The following is a 25,211-nucleotide window of genomic DNA, read 5'->3' as shown; positions in this document are numbered from 1 at the left end:
ATTGTCAGCTTCTGACTTTATCTACTCCTCTAACCTATCAATAAGCAGCCAGTTGTAAAATGCAAAATCTGTTATAAATAGGCGTGAAAATGTAAGCCAATCTCAATTTAAATCGGAGCTACAAACTTCCGTCAGAGTCGATACCACCCTTTATAGCTTGGGCTGAACCACATAAAGTCGATTGGCATCGATAAGGGTCTTATCCGCATCCAAATACTTATGCTCCACCCCTTTATCAGAATCATTCATCGCAAAATCATCATCGTTCAATAACCCAATAGAGCCATCTTGACGTAACCAAATGCCTTCAAGTTTATCGTGTGGGTAATCAATAGCTTGTAGGATATCGACCGCCAAAGTTTTTTGGGCCGGATGAATACCCAGCTCAGCTAAACTGTCCCAGTGACGCTCATCTTGTGCAATCCACTGCTCCAATGTTTTTCCATCAATTAATAGGCCTAACTCACTGTTATAACTGATTCGATTGCCCTCTGAGTGCTGTAATAAAGCCTCAAGATTATTGATATCCGTGGCTTGCGAGATATCAAGCTTGTAGATAAGTTTTTTGGCGGTCGGCTGTTGTAAAGGAAATTGACGATCATGCTCTGCAACATAGAATTCATGCTCACTTAACGCAGCGATGGCAGAATTAACATGCTCCTTCGCATCCAAGCGACACAGGTATTGTCTAATTACCCCGTTATTCAGATTAATCATTACCATGCGAGTCAAAGTTGAAAGTCGACCTGACTTATCTGGATTGTCCATAGAGGATTCCATTACCCCAACCAAGGTGCTTTGATCTGGGGTAATGGTCAAAGCTTCCATACCACGGTTGGCACGTCTTTTGGCAAATTCCTGGGGCAATAATAACCGCTTACCGTCGATAACTAGGTTATTACGATTGTCTTCTGCAAAAGGATTAATCCGTCCAATCTCTACCCCTTGAGCATCGTAATGAACCAAGTGGGGACCATACTCATCGCTAATCCAAAAACTACCATCCTTTAGGGCAGCCAACCCTTCTGGATCTAATCCATTAAGATCGGTTTTCACCGGATTGGTTTCGGGATCATAAGGCTGGTCAGGATTGACCGTCATCGGCTCGCCTGAGACATCGTATGGAATCTCGTTGGTCCCGCCAAAAGCCTTTGGATTGGGCAAGCCGCTCACTGGCTGTCCGGCTTTGTCTTTTAATACAATCTCTTTAACCTTAAGAATCTGACCGTCTGCCTCAATCTCAAAAAGCCCTATTTTGGGGCTATAATTGGGAACTAAAAATTGCTTCCCCTCCCCCAAACTGCCTTTAAAATCTGAATTTGGACCTCGGTCGGTTAGGGCATAGAACTGATTGGGATTGCTTGGGTGAGCCGCAGCATCCGAACCAAAACCACCGCCCCGAATCTGCAACTTAGTATCGGGATAAGCAGCGTTTTGATATTGTTCATTTAGGATGTCATAAGGCAGAGCAGCCCCTTGGACAATAGGATGTAACTGATGACTGGCTTTGTCTTGATTTTTTATATTATTATCAACAGGATTTTGCATACTTATTCCTAGTGCTATTTATTATAACTTCCGATTTATTCACTCTATCTGTGACAGTGTCTAACTTGCCCTGTACAGTTATTGATACCTCTATTCTGGGCTAAATCACAGCTTAAAAAAATAGCCCCTTAGTAACCAACCTTACAAAGAAGGGGCACTAAGGGGCTATAAGTAACTAAAAGGTTAAGTTAGTAAGTTTTTGCTAGCTTATGATATTTGCCCACGCTAAGGGTGCAAGAAAAACAAAGCAGTTAAAGAGGATAAATTAAGGCTTAGTTTTACTGCCCATTAATCCTTTTACTGTTCCTAAAATATCCGCGGGTAATACCACCGTCTTGGCATTGTCAGACTCTGCCAACTCTTGCATGGCTTTAATATATTGCTCACCTAACAAGTAAACCACCGGCATCTCCTCTTCGCCCATGGCTTGAGTAATTAGGCGGATAGACTCTTCAGAGCCTTTTGCTAATACGACTTGCGCCTCAGCATCACGGCGAGAGGCCTCTAAACGGCCGTCAGCCTCTAAGATAGCTGCCTGTTTTTGACCATCAGCACGGGTTACGGTTGCACGGCGTTGACGTTCAGCCGCTGCCTGTTCTTCCATCGCAGTCTGCATGGTATCTGAGGGGTTAATATCTTGAATTTCAACGGTTTTTAGGGTAATTCCCCAGTCTGCAATATCTTCTGAAATGGCCTGCTTAAGTAACGCTTTAATGTGATCACGGCTCGATAATGCACTGTCCAAATCCATCTCACCGATGATAGAACGTAATGAAGTCTGTACTAAGTTACGAATACCATGCTCGTAATCTTCAATACCATACACGGCTTTTTCAGGCTGCACGATACTGATATAAGCCACAGCGTTGGCAATAATCACCACGTTATCGCGAGTGATGACTTCTTGAGAGGGAATGTCTAACACGATGTCTTTGGTAGTAAGTTTATAAGCCACATCGTCCACATAGGGAATAATGAGATTCAGACCAGGCTCTAAGGTTTGATGGTATTTCCCTAAGCGCTGCACAATCCATTTATAACCTTGAGGCACTATTCTGACGCCTTTAAAGACGGTGAACACTACCAGCGCCACCAACACTAGCATTACTATACTAAAATTTCCCATTTCTTAACTCCCTGTGTTCATCACCCCCTACTTTTTATTGCAACATTAGTGGGCAATTTACTTAATTTTTTGTTTATGGATTAGTTTTTATTAATTATCTATGATTAATATGAGCCATAGTCTGGGCTGGCACCACGATTAATTCATTGCCAATCACGTCCACGACCACCACCCTTTGCCCCGCCTCTACCACCTCACCTCGAGTGCGACACTTCCATTCGGTAGCCCCAACAATGGGGACACTAAAACGTACAGTGCCTACTCTATCGAGCGTCGGTGCAACGGTTATCATTCCTTTTTCGCCTATAATGATACTGCCGCCCAATCCCGCTTTGGTGCGATCAACAGATAAAGGCTGCACAAATTTAAACCATATAACCGCCATAGCTATGGAAAGTATTAACCACAGGATGATTTGAAAAACTTGGGGTAAGGGAAATAGCCAGCTCAATAACGCAATGATTACTGCAGCGATACCAAACCACAGGGTCGCAAAGGTGGTCAAAAACATCTCTGAAATAATCAGTAGCCCTCCGAAAACTAGCCAATGCCATGGCTCAAATATAAACATAACTTCATCCTTAATAGTTTTTTTATTGTTATTTATCTTAGCACTTTTCAGTAGCAGAAGTAGAGTTATAACCTGTACCACAGTTATTATGTATTTTTTATACACAAAAAAACGACCGCCGAAGCGGTCGTTTTCTTAGGGTTATCTTAGTTAGACTAAGATTTAAACTTGGGTTCAATTAGAACTTAAAGTTAGCACCTAGAGTGATACCATTAGAGTCTACATCTTCTCCATTAAAGTCGATGGTTGGATACCACTCGTAAGCGACTTCAATGGCAGCATTTGAAGCAATGTTATAGCCTAAACCTAACCCACCCGCTATACCAGTATCTGAGTCACTGTATTTTTCATTATCTTCTGGATATGCAGTATCTTTATAATCAACTTCGATCTCGTTTTTAGCAACCCCTAAACGACCTTTTGCATATAAACCACCTGTATTAGGGAATGCATACTCATAAGTAGCATATAATCCATAAACTTGACCGTTATATTCCCAACTTTCAGTATCTTCCTTATCTACATCTGCATCATTAGTAGTTAAGTACTCAGCTTCAATACCAAAGTTTGGGGTAAACTTTGCGCCACCATAAATACCATATGAAATCGCTTTTTTATCAGTATCTTCAGCATCATATTGACCAATTTTAGCACCAATGTATGGCTGCGCAGTCATGTTACTACCGTAGTTAACAGCAGCTTGAGCACTAACTGTCATTACTGAGCCTGCAAGTACAGCAAGTAAAGTTTTTTGTAAGTTTTTCACAACTCTCTCCAAAGACAATCTAAGTAATATTATTAATTAAATCTAAAAACTATATTAAATTTAATTTTTATAGACAAACATAGAGTAACACTATTAAGTTAAAAGTAACAATATATTTCTTAGTAAATATTAATAATATAGACTGAATTCTGGAAAGTATATATTTGAAAAAAACTATCAATAAAGGTAATAATTTGACAATCATATCTATTAAGCAAAAAAACGACCGCCGAAGCGGTCGTTTTCTTAGGGTTATCTTAGTTAGACTAAGATTTAAACTTGGGTTCAATTAGAACTTAAAGTTAGCACCTAGAGTGATACCATTAGCATCTAGCTTATCACCAAATCTATCTTCAACTTCTGGGTACCACTCATAAGCCAATTCTACTGCTGCGTTAGGAGCAAGGTTTAGACCTAGACCTAGACCACCCGCGATTGAAGTTTTAGATTTGCTATAATCTGCTACGTTTACCGCTTTTGAATCATATTCTACTTTGTTCTTAGCCACACCTAGACGGCCTTTAGCATACATATTTGAGCCTGGGAAGGTGTAGTCATAAGTACCGTATAGACCATAAACGTCTGCACTATACTCATTAGCAGGGTTAAAGTCTTCATCACTAGTGGTCATATATTCAGCTTCAACACCAAAGTTTGGTGCGAATTTAGCACCACCATAGATACCATATGAAGTAGCATCATCTTTAGCTTTGTCTAAGTCATACTGACCCACTTTGATACCAACATAAGGCTGTGCTGCGTTATATACTGCAGCTTGTGCGCCTACAGTTACTAATGAACCAGCAGCTAAAGCTAAAAGAGCTTTTTGTAAAGTTTTCATTATTGTTCTCCTATTAAAATAAGTAAGCTCAAAGGAAAGTTGGTTAATAACCTATTAAACCCTCCCTTGTTATCCATGTATTAATAGTAACAAAATATTTCAAGATATGTGTAGTGGTATTATAGTCAAGTTGTTATCTTTTGCAATGTTATATTTCCATTAGAAACAAACAGTTAGCGGTCTTACTAAAACTTTTTGAAAATGAGATTTGTTGCAAAAAAATAGACTGATTGAGTCTCGCTAATAATCAATACAAAAAACGACCGCCGAAGCGATCGTTTTTATGACAACATTTAGAGGGTCACTTATTTAGACGGTTACTTTTAAATTCTATTTAATAAATTAGAATTTAAAGTTGGCACCTAGGGTGATACCGGTTGCATCTAGATCACCTTTTTCACCAACGTTTTCAACTTTTGGATACCAGTCATAAGCCAATTCTACTGCAGCGTTTGGTGCAAGGTTATAACCTAGACCTAGACCACCGGCAATACCAGTTTCTGAGTAGCTACCATTGTTTCTTTTACCAGGGTTTTTAGAACTTAGGTCTACTTCGTTTTTAGCAATACCTAAACGACCCTTAGCATACATTTGTGAACCTGGGAACGTATAATCATAGGTACCATATACACCATACACATCTGCACTGTATTCAGCTTTGTCTAAAGCACCAGTAGTAAAGTCTTCATCACTAGTAGTCATGTATTCAGCTTCGATACCAAAGTTTGGTGTGAATTTAGCACCACCATAAATACCATATGAAGTCGCTTCGTCTTTAGCACCGTCTAGATCATATTGACCAATTTTTGCACCAATGTATGGTTGAGCAGTCATGCCATAGTTAACAGCAGCTTGGGCACCAACAGTAACCATTGAACCAGCAGCTAAAGCAAGAAGAGTTTTTTGTAATAGTTTCATTGTTATTCTCCTATTCATTTGAAGGTAATAACAAAGAAGAGGATATAAATATAAATCCCTTCCTCGTTATCCATGCTTTAATAGTAACAAAATATTTCATTTAATATGTGGGTTTTTGATAGGTCACATGTTACTTTTTGCAATTAATTATTATTAATAGAAACAATAAATTAGCGTTTACTGTGTTTTAACGACCAAATTTAATGACTTTGAGTCGTGCATAAAAAAACGACCGCCGAAGCGATCGTTTTTTATAGTCTTATCAGAGGTTAAGTCTGATTTTAACTTAAAAGATCTTAGAACTTAAAGTGAGCGCCTAGTGATACGCCAGAAGCATCATAGTCTTTGTTAGAGATCTCAACTGTAGGATACCAGTTGTACATAGCTTCAATTGAAGCATTTGGTGCTACATTGAAACCTAGACCTAGACCACCAGCTACACCGGTATCAGAGCCTGACGTTTTATAGTTAATATTTTTACCTTCAACATCAACTTCGTTCTTAGCCACACCTAAACGACCTTTACCGTATAGACCGCCAGTATTAGGGAAAGCATAATCGGCAGTTGCGTATAGACCATAGGTATCGGCAGAGTATTCGGTTGTATTAGTGAAGTCTTCATCACTAGTAGTTAAGTATTCAGCTTCAACACCGAAGTTTGGAGTGAATTTAGCACCACCGTATACACCGTACGAAGTACCTTTGTCTTTAGCGCCATCTAGATCGTATTGACCCACCTTAGCACCGAAGTAAGGCTGAGCGGCCATAGTGTTGCCATAGTTAACGGCAGCTTGTGCGCCTGCAGTCATTAAAGTACCAGCCGCTACTGCAAGTAGAGTTTTTTGTAAAATTTTCATTGTTGTTCTCCTATTAATAAATGAGTAACGATGCAAGCTTTTAATAAGAAAATAAGTAAAAACAGGGTTGTTGCTAAATTTTCTTAAATCACCTTGCTTGTTATCGATGTACCCATAGTAGTTAATATTGTTCTAATACTCTGTCGGTGTTTAATAGGCCGGAAGTTATTTTTTACCCTCCTTTTTTATGCATATAGTTACAAACGCCTATTTTTGAAAACATTTGTTACATATAGCCTTTTTAGCAATAAAAGCGATATATTACTAACTCTCATTAGCACTCTAAATCTTTATTACAGGAAGGTTTTGGCTGTATTTGGTGTAAAAAAGCTATTTTTATTAAATAAAAGCTTCAAGGATAGATGTTTATGACCGGACCCACCCGCTTAAGTGTTGCTCAGCAACTAGACACCCTAAAATTAAAAGAGCAATATCGACAATTGCCCCCTGTTGACCATCAAGATCAATGGATTATCTGCAATGAGCAGCGCTTACTTAATATTTCCAGTAATGATTATTTGGGACTGGGCAATGACACCCAGCTGCAATCGCAGTTTTTGGACTATTTACAACAGATGCCCGACTCTGAATTGCCCAAAATGGGATCTACCTCTTCTCGATTATTAACCGGCAACCACAGCCAACTGCCCTTATTAGAAGCCGAGTTATTAGATTGGTATCGTCAGGCTTTATCAGCTGAGCAGCGCCCAACGTCTAATAAAGCTGTGTTGGTAGTGAACAGTGGCTATCATGCCAATATCGGTATTTTGCCAGCACTGGCCAAGCTGCCTCTTAACACCCTCATTTTGACCGACACCTTAATTCATGCCAGCCTTATAGATGGGGTGCGTCTTATCGGTAACAAACATCCGCACTGTAGGTATCAACGTTATCGCCACAATGATATGCAGCACTTGGCCGCTTTAATTGAGCAAGCCGGCGATGAGATTGAACGCATTATTGTGGTCACCGAAAGCATCTTTAGTATGGATGGGGATCGCGCTGACTTGCAGGCGTTGGTGAAGCTTAAAGCTGCTGACCCACGTATTGAGCTTTATGTCGATGAGGCTCATGCCGTTGGGGTACTAGGACATAATGGACTGGGACTTGCCGAGGAGACTCAAACTTTAGAAGATATAGACTATATAGTAGGTACTTTTGGTAAGGCATTCGCTTCAATGGGAGCTTATGTAATTTGTGATGCCTCCATTCGAGAGTGGCTGATTAATCAAATGCGCTCTTTTATTTTCAGCACTGCCCTGCCGCCAATTACCCATTGTTGGACTCGCTTTGTGTTAGCCAAGATGCCGTCATTGTCTAACTTACGCTCCCATCTGGCACAGATATCGCACCGAGTATCTCAGGCAGTCCACCCAGATTCAGAAGTGAGCTATCAGTCGCCTATTATTCCTTATATCTTAGGTGATAATGCCAGCGCGGTACAAAAAGCTAAAGCACTACAACAAGCCGGGTTTTATGCTCTACCTATTCGTCCGCCTACTGTACCCGTGGGTACGGCAAGGATTCGACTGGTCATGAATGCCAAGCTTAGCGATGAGGACTGTGAGCGTCTTATTGAGCAGTTATAAGACCCCCTCTTTGAACTAATTAAACTAACTTTCGCTTTTTAGAATAAAAAAAGACCGTGCTCTAGAGCACGGTCTTTTTGGTAATACTTAAACCAATAGCTTAGCTATAACGGTTTATTACTTCTTGTCGTCTTCATTCACTTCTGTGAACTCAGCGTCTACCACATCATCATCAGCGGCGTTGTCTGCTTGTGCGCCTTCTGCTTGAGTTGGATCTACACCTTCCGCACCTTGACCAGCTGCGTAAATTTTCTGGCTAATTGGTAAGAATGCATTGTCTAGTGCTTCAAGCTTGGCTTTGATGTCATCATGATCATCTTCTTTAGCCGCTAACTCTAACTCGCTGATGGCAGTTTCAACTGAAGTTTTCTCTTCTTCAGTCACTTTGTCTTCAGCATCTTTTAGAGCTTTTTGGATAGCATGGATACGACCATCTGCTTCGTTACGTACTTGAGCTAGAGCTGCGAACTTCTCGTCTTCTGCAGCGTTTGCTTCAGCGTCACGTACCATTTGCTCGATCTCTTCATCCGACAAGCCAGAGTCTGCTTTAATCTGGATGCTTTGCTCTTTACCAGTACCTTTGTCTTTGGCTGAAATATTCATGATACCGTCAGCGTTAATGTCAAAGGTTACTTCAATTTGCGGCATACCACGTGGTGCTGGTGGAATCTCAGTTAAGTTGAACTCACCCAATAGTTTGTTTTGGGCAGCCACTTTACGCTCACCTTGGAACACTTTAATGGTTACTGCAGGTTGGTTGTCTTCAGCAGTTGAGAACACTTGTGATTTCTTGGTAGGAATCATAGTGTTTTTCTCAATAATACCCGTCATAACACCACCCATAGTTTCGATACCTAGGGTTAGTGGGGTTACGTCAAGTAGTAGTACGTCAGTTTTGTCACCTGACAATACCGCACCTTGAATCGCTGCACCAACAGCTACTGCTTCATCAGGGTTCACATCTTTACGTGGCTCTTTACCGAAGAACTCTTCCACAGTTTTTTGTACTAGTGGCATACGAGTCTGACCACCTACCAAGATAACGTCATCGATGTCGCTAGCTTTTAGGCCCGCATCCTCTAGAGCTACTTTACAAGGATCGATAGTGCGTTTTACTAGATCTTCAGTTAACGCTTCTAATTTCGAGCGGCTGATAGTCACTACTAAGTGCTTAGGACCTGTAGCATCAGCTGTGATGTAAGGTAAGTTTACTTCAGTGCTTTGAGCGCTTGATAACTCAATCTTAGCTTTTTCAGCAGCTTCTTTTAGACGCTGCATCGCTAGTGGATCACCTTTTAGGTTGAAGTCTTGTTCTTTTTTGAACTCTTCAACTAAGAAGTCGATTAACGCTAAGTCAAAGTCTTCACCACCAAGGAATGTGTCACCGTTAGTAGATAGAACTTCGAATTGCTGTTCGCCATCAACGTCTGCAATTTCAATGATTGATACGTCAAAAGTACCACCACCTAAGTCATATACAGCAACAGTACTATCGCCTTTTTTCTTATCCATACCGTAAGCTAATGCAGCAGCGGTTGGTTCGTTAATAATACGCTTAACGTTTAAGCCGGCGATTTTACCAGCATCTTTAGTAGCTTGACGCTGAGAGTCGTTGAAGTAAGCTGGTACAGTTACTACTGCGTCTGTTACTTTTTCGCCTAAGTAGTCTTCTGCTGTTTTTTTCATTTTTTGTAGGATTTCAGCAGAGATTTGTGGTGGCGCCATTTTTTTGTCATTTACTTCTACCCAAGCATCACCGTTGTCTGCTTTAACGATTTTGTAAGGCACCATACCGATGTCTTTTTGTACTACTTTGTCATCAAAGCGGCGACCGATAAGACGCTTAATAGCATATAAAGTGTTGTTTGGGTTGGTTACTGCCTGACGTTTTGCAGACTGACCTACTAGGATTTCGCCATCTTTATAAGCGATAATTGAAGGGGTTGTACGTGTACCTTCAGCGTTTTCGATGACTTTAACCTTGTCACCTTCCATCACTGCAACACAAGAGTTGGTTGTACCTAAATCAATACCAATTGTCTTAGCCATAATATAAAACTCCAAATCATTTCTTGTTTGTGTTTATTTCAATGTTAGCATTTGGCTTACTGTCTATTATTAAAGCTTTCACTAAGTAAGCCTTGCTTCTTGTATCTATATATCGGTTTAGTGCTACTATTTTTCAAGCCAAGATCAAGCAAAATTAATAACTTTTTGTCTTTTTTTGTGTCTTTGGCCTTATTAATATAGGGTTTAACTAAAATTTCAGAGCGATTGCCCAGAAGTTACTGTGGTATTTTTAGTTACTGACCTACTTTTACCATGGCTGGACGCAATAAACGGCCATTTAAGGTATATCCTTTTTGTAGCACTTCACCCACAGTATCTGCAGGGGCTTCAGGATCAATACCTACCGCCTCATGTAATTCAGGGTTGAAAGTTTCTTGCTGCGGATCAACCACTTCAACGCCATGCTTATTTAGCACGGTTAAGAATGATTTGTGGGTTAGCTTCACCCCTTCTAAGATAGCATCATCAGCATCATCGTCTGCTTGGACACTAACAATGGCACGCTCTAGGTTATCTACCACTTCTAAAAGCTCTTTGGCAAATTTTTGTAGCGCAAATTTACGGCTCTTTTCGGTTTCTTGTTCCATACGCTTTTGGGCGTTATAAGCATCTGCATTAGCGCGCGCTTGACCTTCTTTGGCCGCTTTTACTTCGCCTTCTAATTGCGCAATACGCTCTTCATAAACACTTACATCAATATTATTCGCTATGGTCTCATCGCCATTTACTTCTGGATTAAACTCATTCATAGTTTGTTCTAGAACGGTTTCTGAACGATCAATATTGTCATGAGCCACATTTGAACCCTCAGCATCACGCTCAAGATTTGGGGCTGCCTTATTCTCTTCATTATTACTCATGGTATCTCCTTAGTAGCTTAGGTAGCTTGATATAAAGCTTTATGTTTTTGAGTTATAAAAGCCTTATTTAAGCTGTGAATTTTATAAATTATTTGATTGCTTGTATTGGTTAATACTTGTATCAGTTAAATAAGTGGCTTACTTTAAGTGACCTTTAAGTGACTGACTTATAAGTAATGCCTTATTTTGTATTTTCTTAAGTGACTTTTTTTATATATTCTTAGTGGTTGATAAAGGTTATAGGCCTAAATTTCAACCCCTAAGCACAAACTTAAAACAATCCACTAACAACTTTATGGGGTTGATGCCTTAAAATGCACTATATACTTGTTTTTTTATCGTTATTTTTTATTACTTTTACTCGCTTTTTAGCTCAGTAGCTATTTTTAGACCGCGCCCACTACTTGACCACTATAGGACCTCTTTCATGCCATCGCCCTTGATTCATAACGCCAACAATAAATCTTTGCCTTATAACCGCTATTTAAAAGCAATGATTTTTGCTATGGCAACTTCTGTGGCCGTAGTCGGATGTGACTCAAACTCTGACTCTAATCCTGAGGCACTGGTCCAAGTATTTGAAAATGAGGTGAAAGTTGATAACTCACTGGTACAAACTAGCACGCCTGAACGCTATCAGCCTAGCTATAATTTGGAGGGGGCGTTAATTCCCGTTGACAACGTGGACGTGACCACCCCATATCCCGTCCTATCTGCTTCTATTGAAGTTAAAGAAGGGGATAAGGTCGAACAAGGTCAGGTTTTGGCAAAAGTTGAAAGTAAAGTCAGCGAAAGTAAGTTGCCTTTTATTAGCAACAAATTCCTAGAGGTGTATGTCGATGGGGTGCAAATTAATGGCAGCAAAAACACGCCTTCCTCAACCTCAGACACCTCTTCTACTTCAAAACAAGAAGAGAAACTAGTACCCGTAACCTTGGTTTTAAAATCACCCATTAGCGGCAGCATCACCAAAATCTTCGATCCCTCTCAAACCAATGAGGACGGCTCTGTAGCCAAGGATGATCAAGACAACAATGCTCAGAATAGTGCTCAAGGCAATAAGGACCGTAATGAAGCTAAAAAGAGTCAAAGTGTAGAAAATAAAGGCATAGAGAGTAAAGACGAAAATAATGAAAGTGACGAATCCCGCAAGCCTAACTCGGATCAAGATAACCCGTCCTCTCCGGTGATAACCGTGGCCAACCCAAAGAAGTTACAACTCATAGGTAAGCTACCGCTATCGACTCAGTCACAGCTTTCAGTTGGCAAGCCAGTTTATTTTACTGTTCATGACTTACAAAAAGAGTTTACCGGTCAAATCAGTAATATCTCCCCAGATCCTGAATCGGATACTTTGATGGTCCATGCCCCCTTAGTAGCGGGTGAGAACAGCAAGGCTTTATTAAAACCGGGGATGCAAGCGTCGATGAGTATTGAGTACGGTCAAATTGAGCTTGGGGTTCGCTTGCCTAGAAGTGCCATTCATGAAGCCAAACTTGATGGATTAACCAAAAAACGCCCTCGCCCAAACAGCCCTATCAAAGGCTATGTTTGGGTAGTGGATCAAGCACAGAAACTGGTATATACGCCCATAGAGGTGGTGCAATACTTTGCCGACTCTGATCAATTCTTGGTTAGCGGCATTAGTAATGAAAGCTTGGTATGCCTCGCTGACTTACCTAGAAACTCAGATGGCAAAACCCTTTCAGTACACTAACAGGCTATGGAGTACAGCTTTGCACAATAAACTATTGAGGAGTACATCACTAATAATGGGCTGGAGCATTAAATGAAGAACCATTGGTTGTTTTGGGGATTTTGGGTATTAGTCAATGCCTTAGCTAGCTTTATTTGGGGCAGCATGCTATTGAGGCCGATCCCGTCAGCTTTTGCCGGTATGCTACTAGGTATTGCAATATTTATTTTGATATATGGCTCGCTCGATGCTTACTTGCTTAAGCGGGGCTACACCCAATTGCACAATGCTCTGCGCCGCAGTGTGTTCATTAAAGCAGGTCTGCAGTTCATGAATCTGTTTTTAATATTTGGATGGCCGATTGCCCCCGAGCTGTGGGCAGGTATTATTTCAGTTGGCATCACCAATGATCACTTGGGCATCAGCCAGAATCTTTATCCTTTCTTATTTGCCTTACTTAATACGATTTTTACTGGCGCTATTTTATCGCTATTAGTGGCTGTGCTTACTGCAGTTATTTTTGCCATTCGTGTCGAGCTAAGAAAAAACAATCTAACTCGTAACTGACTGCTCATTTACCTAACCGCCAATCCAATTAAAAACTACGCTTCGTGTTTCACGTGGAACGATAACAATCCATATCCATAGCCTGTTCCACGTGAAACTTTAGATATTCTTACTTAGCTTTGCTGTTGTAACGCTTGTTGTATGGTCTCATGCTGAAACTCAAAACCTAAATCCAATAAAGCAGTCGGCAAGACTTTTTGTCCGTCCATCAGCAGGGTTGCCATCTCTCCAAACATTAGCTTTAACAACCACTCGGGTAAAGTCATCAGGGTAGGTCTATTTAACCAGTCACCTAACTGTTTAGTAAACTGTTTGTTAGTAACTGGCGTTGGCGTGGTGAAGTTATATATTTTCACATTATCCGCCGCCTTAGGAGCTTGATTTAATTGTTCCTCAATAACGAGAATGGCTGCACGTACCCAGTCTTGCAAGCTGATCCAGCTCATTATTTGCTCGCCGCTGCCCAACTGACCTCCCACACCCATTTTAAAAGGGGGTAGCAACTTGGCTATCATTCCGCCTTTAGGATGAATCACAATACCAGTACGCACTAAGGCAACAGGAACGCCAAACTGGGTAGCAAGACAGGCTTGCTCCTCCCAACTGGCACAAATCTGATGCGCAAAGTCATCCACAAAGCCACTGGTCTCATCCAGTACTTTATTCCCTTGAGCCCCATACCAGCCAACTGCTGATCCGCTCAACAATAACTTAGGCTTATTTTCAATACGGCCAATGTAGTCCAGTAAAGCTTGGGTAGGTTTCAGCCGACTTTGTAGCAGTAACTCTTTGCGCTCATCACTCCAGCGCTTGTCTGCTATCCCCGCTCCCGCCAGATTAATAATCACCTCAAAAGTTGATTCGGTGGTTTTTAGCTGCTCATAGCTCATCAAGCTAACGAAGTTAGGATGCGGCTGACTGATGTCTCGAGTCAGCCAGGTTATATTGGCGCTAGTATTTTGAGTGCTCGATCTGCTTGAGGTGATTAGGTCACCTTGTAAATATCGGCTTAACGCCTGACCAATAAAGCCGGAACCGCCACTAATTAGAATATTCATATCTCATCCTTGTGTTATTAAATAAACGGCAATGGAATTCTGTGACTGAGGTAAAGTTGTGGTACTGTTTGATTCAAGCTGGATGGTCTAGCAAATAAAATTAGCGAATCACCTGCCCGCTTAACGCATCACTGATTTGGCTCGGCAAAACATATCCCAAAGTATCCCCTTGTAGATAAGCTATATCTTGCCCAAAATAAGCATACGCCTGCTCAAAACTCTTGGCGGGCGTCTCTCCCGATGGGTTACAACTGGTTGAGACAATGAGCCCATAGGGGTTGCTACTGCTCACCATTTGCTCACACAACTGAGCAATTAACGGATGCGCGATGACCCGAACCGCAATCGAGTCATGTTTGCCGGTAATCCAATAAGGCACTTCAGCTTGAAGCGGACTATCGGGCTTACTTTGGTCCTTAAATTGAGCTTGTTTTAGCGGCAACAACCAAGTGTGTGCTTGTCTGCTATTGGCGCCAATCTCATCACTTGTTTGCTGTAACCAGCTGGCTATGACTTGCTGCTGACGCTGTTGTGGCAACGGCTGTAATAATGGCCTAATGCGCTCAATACTGTCAGTTACTACTATCATCCCCTTCTCACTTGGCCTGTTTTTTATGGCCAATATCTGCTCAACGGCAACTTGGTTGTAGGCATCACAGCCGATTCCCCAAACACTCTCGGTAGGATAAGCCAGAAGCTGACCTTGCTTTAACCAGTTTGCAGCTTGCTCAGGACTTGTGGTAGTAGCGCCATTTGGCTTGATATTACAGTTCATAATTTAGGACTTCGTTGACATAATAGACAGCCTATAAGCCATCTATTTAATAACAATAATAAAAATAGGCAGGGCGTTTAAAGACGCTGATAATGACCGCCGACTTCACAAATAGCACCCTCTAATTCAAGCTCCATCAGCTGACTCAATAAGGTGGCGGTATCTAATTTAGTTTTGGCAATTAATGCATCTAAATCCTGCAACTCAAATTGGATATGCACCCACAAAGGCTGCAGGTGCTCAGAAATAGTAACAGACTTCTGCGGTTTTAGAATAGGATTTGCGTTATTGTTAGGTGTAATGGCGCTACTAGAGAATGCAGAGCTTGAACTTAAGTGTTGGTGATTACCGCTTGCATCGTCTTTACTATCTGCTATCAGCACGGGTTCAAGCAGCTGATGGCTTAAATCACTTATGATTTGATCCGGATGATACACCAGTGAGGCCCCCTCACGAATCAGATGATGGCAACCTTGAGCATTAATATTATCGATATCACTGGGCAGCGCAAACACTTGCTTGCCTTGCTCTGAGGTCAGCCGAGCGGTAATCAGTGAGCCACTTTGTAGCGCCGCTTCGGTTACTACAGTGCCCAAACTGAGCCCCGCCACAACTCTATTGCGCCTAGGAAAAGTATGCTTGTGAGGCAACGTCCCAGGAAAAAGCTCACTGATAATACAGCCACCCTCCAGGATCATCCGCTCAAACAAGGCCCGATGTTGTTTGGGATAGCACACATCAATACCGGTACCCATCACACCCACACTACGCCCCGCATATTCAGAAGGCTGAGACAACGCCCCCAAATGCGCTTGAGCATCCACACCTTGGGCCAATCCACTACAAATAATAAATCCGGACTTCGCCAGATACTGTGCCATATCAAAGGTAAAACGCTGCGCCTTTTGGGTCGGCTTACGGCTACCCACTATGGCAATCTGAGCTTGATTCAAGCGCTGCTTATTGCCCCGATAAAACAACAAGGGCGGCGGATCAAACAAGCCTAAAAGCTGCCGTGGATAGTCTACATCTTGTTGAAACAATATCTGAAACTCACCAGCCGCCATGCGCTGCTCAAGCTGAGCGATAAACTGCGTGTCCTCAGCAGCACTGGCCTGCTTATGCCGCTCAAGATGTTTTTTATGAATACCCAAATCTTGCCACTGACTGCTGCTCGCTTGCAGTGCCAATTGTGCTGTCTCAAAGTGAGCTATTAGCTTATAAAAGGCTGATAACGAAGTGTTTACCCGTTGCCAGATAAGTAACACAGCTTGCTGCTCTGGCGTTAACTGTTGCCCATCCCTGGGTTTAGTTGCGATTGTCATTGACGGTAAACCCTTTTATATCGGCGGCTATTCTCAGTTTTAAATACTACAGGAATATCAGGGATACTAATAGCAAACATTGATTTTATTTAATTACTAACCAATACCGCCGCTGTTCGTGTCTAAACACATTATGGAATATCGATAATATAAGCCCTGACGTCTGCTAAAAGGGAAATTATTTTTTAGTTTTATTTGCCGTTCTCGCCTAGAACGACTGACGCTGTGGTCTATACATTCAATACCCATAATGATATTATGGGTTTAAAACAATTGTTACTTAACTAACTGATATTTTTACTAAAAATTAGTTTAAAGCGTTAGGCTACTTTTGATTTAACGTGCGACAAGATTTCCCTAAATCAACCCAACTTCTTATTATCACAATATGAATTAATAGGTAGGTAACCTATGGCAAATGCAAATCAAAACAACCCCAGAAAAGAGCTAACTTATGCCTTGTTTGGGGTTGTGCTTTTTTTGGTTTTGGTATTGATCATCGCAATATCTGGGTATATCCGTCCAGCGGGACCCACAGCAGTGGCTGCCAATGATGACGATGTGAGCAGCGATGTAGAGCAAGCTCAGCAAACACCTGAAGCGATAGTCAGCGTCCGTGATGAGCCCATTGAGCCAATCACAGTGGAAGCGGTGACTGAGCCTAAAAAAGTAGAACTGGGTAAAATGCTATGGTTTGATACACGTCTATCGAAGTCAGGCACTCTTTCTTGTAACAGCTGTCACGACTTGGCAAAAGGGGGGACCGATAACATTCCAACCTCTGTGGGTTACAACTGGGCAGAGGGACCCATCAACTCGCCTACCGTATTGAATAGCCGTTACTCGTTGGCTCAATTCTGGGATGGTCGCGCCAAAGACTTAATGGAGCAAGCTGGTGGCCCTATCGAAAACCCAATAGAAATGGCTTCTAGCCATGAGTTTGTGGTACAAGTACTGAACTCAATTCCAGAATATAAAGCCCTATTCCAAGAAGCATTTGGCACTCAAGGTGACATCAATATTGAACAAGTGACCAGCGCCATTGCTCTGTTTGAAGATACCTTAGTTACTCCAAACTCACGCTTTGATAAATGGCTTGGCGGTGATGATAAGGCGCTATCCGCACAAGAGCTAAACGGCTATAAGCTATTTAAGGACAGTGGCTGTATTGCTTGTCACAATGGGGCAGCCGTTGGTGGTGGCTCCTTCCAGAAGTTTGGGGTATTTGATAAATATACCACTCAGAACTTAGCTGAAGGTCGCTATGCGGTTACTGGAAAAGAAGAAGACAAAGGTTTATTTAAAGTACCCACCTTACGTAATATTGAGCTAACCTATCCGTACTTCCATGATGGTCAGGTGAACTCACTAGCCGAAGCGGTGAATATTATGGGTAGAATTCAGTTAAATCGTGAGTTTACCCCAGAAGAAACTGCAGATATCGTAGCTTTCTTAAAAACCTTAACCGGTGATCAGCCAAATATTAAGCTGCCTATTCTGCCCCCTTCTAATGAGAACACCCCTAAGCCTGAGCCTTTTTCAAAGCAAAGCTAGGTCAAACAAACTAACAGCTTAATTTGAGACAATAATAGAAAAAAACCAGAGTATTAATACTCTGGTTTTTTTATCAGTCCGGTTTTTATTAAGCTGCTGTTTATTAATAAACTGGTTATTAATAAGCTAGTAGTTAACACTCAAGTTATTAACGGACAAACTATCAACAAAAAGGAGAAAAAGCTACCTTATAGCGGAGAAACCACCGCTTTGATCTCATTGGCGACCAAGCTGGCATCATTATCCAGCACAGTCACATGTTGCTCTAATGACTCTAAGCCCTTGGTGTGCTCAGGACGCTCAATTTCAATCTCGCCCACAGCCTCAAAGATAGTCTCTGAGAACTTAACAGGTAACGCAGTCTCGGCACAGATGATTACCTCACCGTCTTTTTGTAGCTCTTGCGCCACCTTCACCCCGTCAGCCGTATGAGGATCAATCAAGTCATTATAGTTCTCGTACACCGCTTTGATGGTATTTAATCTATCTTGGTGCGTTGATTTACCAGCCGCGAAGCCATAACGGTTGTTCACCGCGTCTAATGCATCTGATAAGTCAAAGCCTTTACCCGTCTTCACCCCATCAAACAGCTCATTGACCCGCTTGCTGTCTTTATCTAGCAATAAATATACAAAGCGCTCAAAGTTTGACGCTTTTGAGATATCCATCGACGGACTAGAAGTCACATAAGTTTTATCAGCTGGACGCGGGGTATAAACGCCTTGGTTAAAGAAGTCATTTAACACATCATTTTCGTTAGTGGCGACGATTAAACGCTCAATTGGCAGACCCATTTCACGAGCAATGTGCCCAGCACAGATATTACCAAAGTTACCTGATGGCACACAGAAGCTCACTTTTTCATCATTGCTTTGGGTAGCTGCAAAGTAACCTTTAAAGTAATACACAATTTGCGCTAGGATACGACCCCAGTTGATTGAGTTAACCGTACCTAAGCTATATTTGGCTTTAAAATCAGCGTCTTGCTGTAGTGCCTTAACGATATCCTGACAATCATCAAACATACCTTTAATGGCGATATTGTGAATATTGGCATCGGTTAAGCTGTACATTTGAGCACGTTGAAATTCACTCATTTTGCCATGTGGCGACATCATAAACACTTCGATATTGTCTTTGCCACGAAGTGCATATTCGGCAGCACTCCCGGTATCCCCACTGGTAGCGCCAATAATAGTTAAGCGTTTATTTTTCTTCTTTAATACATACTCAAAAGCATTGCCCAAAAACTGCATCGCCACGTCTTTAAACGCCAGCGTTGGGCCATTTGATAAGCCTAAAATATACAAATCATCTTTTAATTGGCGTACGGGTACAATCTCATCGCTACCAAACACTTCTTTGGTATAAGTACGATTGATAATATCTTGTAAGTCCGCTTCCTCAATATCGGTGGCAAACAGGCGCATAATTTCAAAAGCCAACTGTGGATAGCTCAGTTTACGCCATTCATCTAAAGTTGTACTGTCAATTTTTGGATAGCTCTCTGGCAGCATCAAACCACCATCAGGGGCTAAACCCATCAACAACACATCGCTAAAGTCCATTGGCTCGGTTTGACCACGGGTACTGATATATTTCATGTCTTAGTCTTATCCTGTCAGAAGATTACATAAACTTTAATAGAAACGTAAATTACAAAAAGAGTAGCATATTTTTAAGTATAAGCCATATTAAATAGATGGTTTTAGAGTTTTTGGGGTGATTTTTAACTCAATATGTGTGGCTATTCCTATTTTACGCTTGAATCTGTCTTAATTGGGGCTAAACCGCTCCGCAATGCAACGCAACAAACATTAGCTTCAATAATTATGTTCATACCGTAGCGTGTGCCTTGCGCACCTATTGGAAAACTTCTCCCTAGACTAAAAAAGGTGCGCACGGCGCACCCTTGTATCTACAGTACTTATTTAGCAATATTCTAATATATATATTCATATATCAATGTATAGTTATAAGCAAGCGTAGGCTGGGCATTTTGCCCAGCGAATATACGTTTAGAATCATGAAGCTGGGCTAAAGCACCAGCCTACAAAATCATGGTTGAAGATGGTATCTACTATCAAAAAACAGATAACATGAAAGCATAAAAAGAGTAGCCTATTTTAGGCATAAGCCATATTAAATAGATAGTTTTAGAGTTTTTGGGATAATTTTTAACCCAATATATGTAGCTACTCCTATTTTACACTTTTATCAGCCTTAATCAGATCTAAACTGCTCCGCAACACAACAAACATTCACGGCGTACCCTTGTATCTACAGTACTTATTTAGCAATATTCTAATATATATTCATATATCAATGTATAGTTATAAGCAAGCGTAGGCTGGGCATTTTTCCCAGCGAATATACGTTTGAAATCATGAAGCTGGGCTAAAGCACCAGCCTACAAAATCATGGTTGAAAATGGTATCTACTATCAAAGCCCAGATAACATGAAAGCATAAAAAGAGTAGCCTATTTTAGGCATAAACCATACCAAATAAACGTCTCATAGTTTTTTTGATAGCTTTTAACCTTAGTCACGCTACACAACTAATTTGTTAGTCATACCATTTAATGTTATAAATACTTTAACTACGTCTGGCTAATAATAGTCAGTCTAGAGATTAGTTTAACCACTTAACAACTTATAAAAAGGAATAGCAGCATGGCAGATATTGAAATCGAAAAAGAACACAATTTAGAATTTAGTAAAGCCCGCGAACAAGGCAAAAAATGGCTTGAGAATGCCAAAGAAAAGTTTGGTCTTGATGCCACCTATGTAGAGGGCGAGAATGAGGATAAGGTAACTATTAGCCGTAAAGGTATTGATGGCAAAGCCACTTTGGATGCCAATAAAATCCGCTTTGAAGCGACTTTAGGATTTTTGGCCAAGCCATTAAAAGGCAAGATTAAAGAAGTATTGCAGTCAGGGATTAACAAGTATTTTAGTTAATCGGCTATAGCTTAGCGTCATTAGCTCTATAAAATAAAAACCCCATAAGTTGGATTCAACTTATGGGGTTTAGTTTGTTTTAAACAGACACTTTTCTCAGCACCGCATAATAAAAACCATCGCCACCAACTGCGGGTACAGTGGTTTGTTGCTCGATATCCTGATCCACAGCTGTCGGCTCTAAGGCTTCAGTCATTTTATAGACTGGCAAACACTGACGACCCACTTCCTGCTCGATGCCCCAATTGGTTTGATCATTATCAAAAGCGACGGCCACTGCATCTTTATGACGCGTTAAGAAAGCTTGCATCTGTTCCACGTTTTCTTGTTTTAGTATTGAACAAGTAACGTATAACAAATAACCACCGACTTTTAGCTGTGGCCACAAGTTATCCAAGATTTGCTGTTGCAACTGAGCAGTATGTTGCACATCTTCCTCGGTACGCAGCAAAGTAATATCAGGATGACGGCGAATAACCCCGGTTGCAGTACAAGGGGCATCTAATAATATCGCATCGAATCCCGAATCAGACTCTTTAGCAGCTGGCTTAGCTTGCCAAGTAGTCGCATCAACGCATTCAATATCCAGATGCAGTTTGCTATTCACAATGGGAGCTGGAAGCTGTAGACGCTCTAAGTTCTCAAAAATACGAGTGATACGGGGCGCTTCGTTATCAATAGCAGTCAGCTCGACTTTGCTTATAGGATTGTCTTGACCGTCAGCCTGTTTCACGTGAAACAATCCCATTTGCTCAGATTCTTGCACGCCCAATAATTCGAGCCAGTGTGCCAATTTGCCACCCGGTGCTGCACAGGCATCCAATAAACGGATTGAGTCAGACGCTTCGCTGTTTGCTAACTTATTTTGTAATAAAGACTGAATGATTGGGGCCGCCAACTGAGCATGCGCATCTTGTACGCTAGCAATGCCCTCTTCAAATTCGGGTAAGCGACTAACCGGCACACTGTCGATCAGCTCTATTAGTTGTTGTTTAACCTCAACAACTTCTTCAGCCTCCCCATCTTTAATTGAAGTTTGAAGTGATACCAATTCTGCAGCTATCTCTGCTTCAACTAGCTGTCCCAAATAGCTTTCACTATCACTTTGCAGGCCATTCACTCGTAAAAACATAGGGGCTGACTGACGCAAACTTTGAGTCAGCTCATCATAATGCTCCCGCCAATCCGCTTTTAACTGCTGAGCTAGCCAATTAGGCAGGCTGTGGTTTTTGTTGGCTTTTTTGCGAAACTTATTGGGGTTTTTGGCCACTTTACGCAGCACTGCATTGACCAAACCTGAAGCGCGCGCAAAATCAATATGCTTCACCGCTTCTACCGTTTCATGAATGGCAGCATGGTCAGCGACATTGAGATAAAGCAACTGCGTGATGCCCAGCTGAATGGTGGTACGCACTTCCACCTCATCAATCGGATTATCCGCTAAGCTGTCTAATAGGCGTGCAGTGGCGTGCCAGTGACGCAAAGTCGTCAGCAATAAAGCATGAGCAAACCCTTTATCATCGCCATGTAAGCTGTTTAATAAAGGGTCTAGCAGACTGCTAAGTGACTGCCCTTGCTGAATGGATAGCAGGGTATTAATTACCGCAACACGGACGTTTTTGTGATGAATTTTGTTTTGGATAGTGCTATTTGGTTTGCTGCTCATTTAAATGAATGCCTAATAATGACGAGATGTGGTTAATGCGATGGGTTGGGTAAAAACTTATGGTTTTCTATTTCTATCAAACTTGTTCGCCTGCCTTTATACAAGCTTAGCTAATATAAAAGCTTGGCTAGTATAAAGGCCTAGCTAACAAGCTATTTGGCCGCTGCGACAAACTTATCACCATCATTAAGCTGATTGCCATGACACACTTGCTCAGCGGTAACTGGCTTGCTGCCCGCGAACTGCAATTGGGTCAAACGTAATGTCGTGCCCTCTGCATCAGCTTCTGGCTTACCACAAGCTACTAAAATGGCGTTCTTACCGACACTAATTACTGTTCCAGGCTCTGCTACTGTGGTCTGTGACGGGTTCACCGCCAATGCTGCCAGCACCTTAACGCGCTTCGGCTCACTTTTACCCTCTGGATCTGCCAAGAAGGTATAAGCACCAGGATAAGGATGCATACCTCGTATTTGACGTTCGATTAATTCAGCCGATTGAGTCCAGTCAATTTCACCCTCAGACTTGCTTAATTTTTCAGCATAATTAGCCAGACTATCGTCCTGCTTTTCCGCCTTAGCCTGATAACTGGGTAAATCTTTTAGTACCGTAACGATGGCTTCAGCACCCAGATCGGCCATTTTGTCATGCAAACTTGCGGTAGTTTCGTCAGCGGCGATGTCATATGCCACCTTATACAGCATATCGCCAGTGTCTAGACCTTTGTCCATCTGCATGATGGTAATGCCGGTTTTTTCATCACCGGCTAACAGCGCCCGGTGGATAGGAGCAGCGCCACGCCAACGCGGTAATAACGAGGCATGAATGTTTAAGCAGCCATGCGTTGGGGTTTCTAATACTCCTATTGGCAATATAAGACCGTAAGCGGCCACTACCATAATGTCTGGCTGATAATTCGCTAGGGTTTCACGAGCAGCTTGCCCCTCCTCCACCGACTTTCTAAAGGTCAGTGGCTGTTCAACTGGTAAGTTATGCTCAAGCGCCAGTTGCTTCACTGGAGAAGCGGTTAGTTTTTGACCCCGGCCTGCCTTGCGATCTGGCTGAGTGTAGACCGCAACAATCTCAATGTTGAGCGCCTGCTGCTGCTCAATAAGGGCTTTTAGGCTAATAGCTGCAAACTCGGGGGTTCCAGCAAAGATAACACGTTGTTTACAATAAGACTGATTTTCAATATTCATAATTTTTATTCGATATACAAGTTATAAAGTTAAGCGGGACAGCGGATATTCTAAGCTTAGCCCAGCCTTTGTTTCATTATAGTGAAATTATGGCTTCCCTGCCATGAGACCGAGGACTGCCTGTTAATTCTGCCAAAAATTTATTCCGAAGAGCTGGAGCTGGCTTAAGTTTTATCGGTTTAACCGGTGTTAGCTTAATCGTATTGGATTAACTTGTATTGGCTTAATTGGGTCAGCTTAAAGGGTAATAAAACAAACTGGCCATAAAAGCTGGCCCAAAGGTAATCACCCCAAATATTAATAATAAAAAAAGCCCTCCTAAGCTTTAAGAAGGGCTTTGATTTGCGCTGACCAATTAATAGCAAATAAAGTCATAAAACAAATTTACAAGTCATAGCGCTCTGTAGCGCTATATATGCTTAAAGCTGACTTATTCAGCAGCCACACTGGTCAGACGCTCAAGATAACGTGCAATTAAATCTACTTCGATATTCACCGCACCACCTATTTTCCAGTGGCGACCAATATTAGTCACCTCAGCGGTGTGTGGAATAATATTTAAGCAAACAATATTGTCTTTGACTAAGTTAGTGGTCAAGCTGATCCCATCCACGGTGATTGAGCCTTTAGTGGCTGCGTATTTCTTTAACGCTTCTGGAATGGCGATTTCTATATAAATAGAACGTGCATCTTCAGTCATCACTTCAATAGTGCCTACCCCATCCACGTGACCCGATACCATGTGACCACCAAAGCGAGTGGTTGGTAACATCGCTTTTTCTAAATTTAAGGTATCGCCTTGTTGCCAATTACCCATGGCCGTTTTGGCTAGAGTTTCACGTGAAACATCAACTGCATAACTATTGTCATCCATATCAACCACAGTTAGGCAAATACCATTGTTGGCGATGGAGTCACCTAGCTTGACATCACTAAAGTCTAAATCATCCGACTCAATTACTAAGCGCACATCACCGCCAACTTCTGTAATAGATTTCAAAGTACCTGTGCTTTCGATAATACCTGTAAACATACTTACTCCAACTTATTTAACTTTAAATAAAAATATTTAAAACCCAAAAGACTTTCCACAATAATAAACAGCCTATTTTAAACAGCCTATTTTGTACACAATCAAACAAAAACAGCCTGTGGATAACTTTTTAAAACTACTGTATCCAGTGTGAATAAAGGTGGGTAGTCATATAGTTATCCACAGCCTTGTATAAAACCACAACCTTATCCACCTTACTCACAGTTCCA

General features: G+C 41.6%; 21 protein-coding genes. 5 read left to right on the top strand and 16 right to left on the bottom strand.

The window, feature by feature from the left end; genetic code table 11:
- Positions 1-150 precede the first annotated feature (150 nt).
- The 7 genes from G561_RS0100610 to G561_RS0100580 form a co-directional block, all read right to left on the bottom strand.
- Positions 151-1,548: an esterase-like activity of phytase family protein gene (locus tag G561_RS0100610; RefSeq protein WP_051584275.1), complete on the bottom strand. Its 1,398-nt coding sequence runs from the start codon at positions 1,546-1,548 to the stop codon at positions 151-153.
- Between the two features lie 265 nt (positions 1,549-1,813).
- A complete protein-coding gene (locus G561_RS0100605; protein ID WP_028857807.1) occupies positions 1,814-2,674 on the bottom strand; it encodes an SPFH domain-containing protein in 861 nt (286 codons plus the stop codon).
- 94 nt (positions 2,675-2,768) lie between these two features.
- Entirely contained in the window at positions 2,769-3,245 is a 477-nt protein-coding gene (locus tag G561_RS0100600) for an NfeD family protein (protein ID WP_028857806.1), read from the bottom strand.
- Positions 3,246-3,423: 178 nt separating this feature from the next.
- Positions 3,424-4,011 (bottom strand): porin family protein, encoded by a 588-nt coding sequence (locus G561_RS0100595; RefSeq protein WP_028857805.1) that lies wholly within the window; start codon positions 4,009-4,011, stop codon positions 3,424-3,426.
- A 289-nt stretch (positions 4,012-4,300) separates the two neighbouring features.
- Positions 4,301-4,852: an outer membrane beta-barrel protein gene (locus G561_RS0100590; protein ID WP_028857804.1), complete on the bottom strand. Its 552-nt coding sequence runs from the start codon at positions 4,850-4,852 to the stop codon at positions 4,301-4,303.
- A 342-nt stretch (positions 4,853-5,194) separates the two neighbouring features.
- Positions 5,195-5,770 (bottom strand): porin family protein, encoded by a 576-nt coding sequence (locus tag G561_RS0100585; protein ID WP_028857803.1) that lies wholly within the window; start codon positions 5,768-5,770, stop codon positions 5,195-5,197.
- 296 nt (positions 5,771-6,066) lie between these two features.
- Positions 6,067-6,627 carry a porin family protein gene (locus G561_RS0100580; protein ID WP_028857802.1) on the bottom strand — a complete coding sequence of 187 codons (561 nt, stop codon included), beginning with the start codon at positions 6,625-6,627 and terminating at the stop codon, positions 6,067-6,069.
- Positions 6,628-6,995: 368 nt separating this feature from the next.
- Between G561_RS0100580 and G561_RS0100575 the strand changes: the two genes are divergently transcribed.
- Positions 6,996-8,216 carry an 8-amino-7-oxononanoate synthase gene (locus tag G561_RS0100575; protein WP_028857801.1) on the top strand — a complete coding sequence of 407 codons (1,221 nt, stop codon included), beginning with the start codon at positions 6,996-6,998 and terminating at the stop codon, positions 8,214-8,216.
- A 117-nt stretch (positions 8,217-8,333) separates the two neighbouring features.
- Here the strand turns inward: G561_RS0100575 and dnaK are convergent, their stop codons facing one another.
- Positions 8,334-10,265, bottom strand: coding sequence for a molecular chaperone DnaK (gene dnaK / locus G561_RS0100570; RefSeq protein ID WP_028857800.1), 1,932 nt, complete (start codon positions 10,263-10,265; stop codon positions 8,334-8,336).
- Between the two features lie 254 nt (positions 10,266-10,519).
- Positions 10,520-11,146, bottom strand: a complete 627-nt coding sequence (gene grpE / locus G561_RS0100565; RefSeq protein WP_028857799.1) for a nucleotide exchange factor GrpE — start codon at positions 11,144-11,146, stop codon at positions 10,520-10,522.
- Positions 11,147-11,573: 427 nt separating this feature from the next.
- Between grpE and G561_RS0100560 the strand changes: the two genes are divergently transcribed.
- Both G561_RS0100560 and G561_RS0100555 read left to right on the top strand, forming a co-directional pair.
- Positions 11,574-12,863 (top strand): RND family efflux transporter, encoded by a 1,290-nt coding sequence (locus G561_RS0100560; RefSeq protein ID WP_028857798.1) that lies wholly within the window; start codon positions 11,574-11,576, stop codon positions 12,861-12,863.
- Positions 12,864-12,935: 72 nt separating this feature from the next.
- A complete protein-coding gene (locus G561_RS0100555) occupies positions 12,936-13,409 on the top strand; it encodes a hypothetical protein (protein ID WP_028857797.1) in 474 nt (157 codons plus the stop codon).
- 113 nt (positions 13,410-13,522) lie between these two features.
- Here G561_RS0100555 and G561_RS0100550 read toward each other — a convergent pair whose 3' ends face one another.
- The 3 genes from G561_RS0100550 to dprA all read right to left on the bottom strand — a co-directional run bounded on the left by G561_RS0100550 (position 13,523) and on the right by dprA (position 16,567).
- The gene (locus G561_RS0100550; RefSeq protein ID WP_028857796.1) at positions 13,523-14,467 is read right to left on the bottom strand and encodes a TIGR01777 family oxidoreductase; all 945 of its coding nucleotides are present in this window, start codon (positions 14,465-14,467) and stop codon (positions 13,523-13,525) included.
- Between the two features lie 100 nt (positions 14,468-14,567).
- On the bottom strand, positions 14,568-15,242 hold the full coding sequence (locus tag G561_RS0100545) for an L-threonylcarbamoyladenylate synthase (RefSeq protein WP_028857795.1): 675 nt from the start codon (positions 15,240-15,242) through the stop codon (positions 14,568-14,570).
- A gap of 77 nt (positions 15,243-15,319) precedes the next feature.
- Positions 15,320-16,567: a DNA-processing protein DprA gene (gene dprA / locus G561_RS0100540; protein ID WP_051584274.1), complete on the bottom strand. Its 1,248-nt coding sequence runs from the start codon at positions 16,565-16,567 to the stop codon at positions 15,320-15,322.
- 411 nt (positions 16,568-16,978) lie between these two features.
- Here dprA and G561_RS0100535 point away from each other — a divergent pair, with 411 nt between their 5' ends.
- Positions 16,979-18,121: a cytochrome-c peroxidase gene (locus tag G561_RS0100535; RefSeq protein ID WP_028857793.1), complete on the top strand. Its 1,143-nt coding sequence runs from the start codon at positions 16,979-16,981 to the stop codon at positions 18,119-18,121.
- A gap of 188 nt (positions 18,122-18,309) precedes the next feature.
- Here the strand turns inward: G561_RS0100535 and thrC are convergent, their stop codons facing one another.
- On the bottom strand, positions 18,310-19,725 hold the full coding sequence (gene thrC / locus G561_RS0100530) for a threonine synthase (protein ID WP_028857792.1): 1,416 nt from the start codon (positions 19,723-19,725) through the stop codon (positions 18,310-18,312).
- Between the two features lie 1,070 nt (positions 19,726-20,795).
- Between thrC and G561_RS0100525 the strand changes: the two genes are divergently transcribed.
- Entirely contained in the window at positions 20,796-21,083 is a 288-nt protein-coding gene (locus G561_RS0100525) for a polyhydroxyalkanoic acid system family protein (protein ID WP_028857791.1), read from the top strand.
- Positions 21,084-21,162: 79 nt separating this feature from the next.
- On the opposite strand, the gene G561_RS0100520 is transcribed toward G561_RS0100525, so the two are convergent.
- The 3 genes from G561_RS0100520 to G561_RS0100510 all read right to left on the bottom strand — a co-directional run bounded on the left by G561_RS0100520 (position 21,163) and on the right by G561_RS0100510 (position 24,981).
- Complete coding sequence (locus tag G561_RS0100520) at positions 21,163-22,749, bottom strand: transcription antitermination factor NusB (protein WP_028857790.1); 1,587 nt, start codon at positions 22,747-22,749, stop codon at positions 21,163-21,165.
- A gap of 152 nt (positions 22,750-22,901) precedes the next feature.
- Entirely contained in the window at positions 22,902-23,948 is a 1,047-nt protein-coding gene (gene fmt / locus G561_RS0100515; protein ID WP_028857789.1) for a methionyl-tRNA formyltransferase, read from the bottom strand.
- A 430-nt stretch (positions 23,949-24,378) separates the two neighbouring features.
- The gene (locus G561_RS0100510; RefSeq protein ID WP_028857788.1) at positions 24,379-24,981 is read right to left on the bottom strand and encodes a riboflavin synthase; all 603 of its coding nucleotides are present in this window, start codon (positions 24,979-24,981) and stop codon (positions 24,379-24,381) included.
- Positions 24,982-25,211: the final 230 nt, after the last annotated feature.

It is taken from the genome of Psychrobacter phenylpyruvicus DSM 7000 = NBRC 102152, assembly GCF_000685805.1.
GTDB classification, from domain to species: Bacteria; Pseudomonadota; Gammaproteobacteria; order Pseudomonadales; family Moraxellaceae; genus Psychrobacter; species Psychrobacter phenylpyruvicus.
This window is presented reverse-complemented; position numbering and strand designations above follow the sequence as displayed.

Excerpts from the sequence above, each read along its gene's own strand:
- G561_RS0100610 (WP_051584275.1), bottom strand. The coding sequence starts at position 1,548 with ATGCAAAATCCTGTTGATAATAATATAAAAAATCAAGACAAAGCCAGT.
- G561_RS0100605 (WP_028857807.1), bottom strand. The coding sequence starts at position 2,674 with ATGGGAAATTTTAGTATAGTAATGCTAGTGTTGGTGGCGCTGGTAGTG.
- G561_RS0100600 (WP_028857806.1), bottom strand. The coding sequence starts at position 3,245 with ATGTTTATATTTGAGCCATGGCATTGGCTAGTTTTCGGAGGGCTACTG.
- G561_RS0100590 (WP_028857804.1), bottom strand. The coding sequence starts at position 4,852 with ATGAAAACTTTACAAAAAGCTCTTTTAGCTTTAGCTGCTGGTTCATTA.
- G561_RS0100585 (WP_028857803.1), bottom strand. The coding sequence starts at position 5,770 with ATGAAACTATTACAAAAAACTCTTCTTGCTTTAGCTGCTGGTTCAATG.
- G561_RS0100580 (WP_028857802.1), bottom strand. The coding sequence starts at position 6,627 with ATGAAAATTTTACAAAAAACTCTACTTGCAGTAGCGGCTGGTACTTTA.
- G561_RS0100575 (WP_028857801.1), top strand. The coding sequence starts at position 6,996 with ATGACCGGACCCACCCGCTTAAGTGTTGCTCAGCAACTAGACACCCTA.
- dnaK (WP_028857800.1), bottom strand. The coding sequence starts at position 10,265 with ATGGCTAAGACAATTGGTATTGATTTAGGTACAACCAACTCTTGTGTT.
- grpE (WP_028857799.1), bottom strand. The coding sequence starts at position 11,146 with ATGAGTAATAATGAAGAGAATAAGGCAGCCCCAAATCTTGAGCGTGAT.
- G561_RS0100560 (WP_028857798.1), top strand. The coding sequence starts at position 11,574 with ATGCCATCGCCCTTGATTCATAACGCCAACAATAAATCTTTGCCTTAT.
- G561_RS0100555 (WP_028857797.1), top strand. The coding sequence starts at position 12,936 with ATGAAGAACCATTGGTTGTTTTGGGGATTTTGGGTATTAGTCAATGCC.
- G561_RS0100550 (WP_028857796.1), bottom strand. The coding sequence starts at position 14,467 with ATGAATATTCTAATTAGTGGCGGTTCCGGCTTTATTGGTCAGGCGTTA.
- G561_RS0100545 (WP_028857795.1), bottom strand. The coding sequence starts at position 15,242 with ATGAACTGTAATATCAAGCCAAATGGCGCTACTACCACAAGTCCTGAG.
- dprA (WP_051584274.1), bottom strand. The coding sequence starts at position 16,567 with ATGACAATCGCAACTAAACCCAGGGATGGGCAACAGTTAACGCCAGAG.
- G561_RS0100535 (WP_028857793.1), top strand. The coding sequence starts at position 16,979 with ATGGCAAATGCAAATCAAAACAACCCCAGAAAAGAGCTAACTTATGCC.
- thrC (WP_028857792.1), bottom strand. The coding sequence starts at position 19,725 with ATGAAATATATCAGTACCCGTGGTCAAACCGAGCCAATGGACTTTAGC.
- G561_RS0100525 (WP_028857791.1), top strand. The coding sequence starts at position 20,796 with ATGGCAGATATTGAAATCGAAAAAGAACACAATTTAGAATTTAGTAAA.
- G561_RS0100520 (WP_028857790.1), bottom strand. The coding sequence starts at position 22,749 with ATGAGCAGCAAACCAAATAGCACTATCCAAAACAAAATTCATCACAAA.
- fmt (WP_028857789.1), bottom strand. The coding sequence starts at position 23,948 with ATGAATATTGAAAATCAGTCTTATTGTAAACAACGTGTTATCTTTGCT.
- G561_RS0100510 (WP_028857788.1), bottom strand. The coding sequence starts at position 24,981 with ATGTTTACAGGTATTATCGAAAGCACAGGTACTTTGAAATCTATTACA.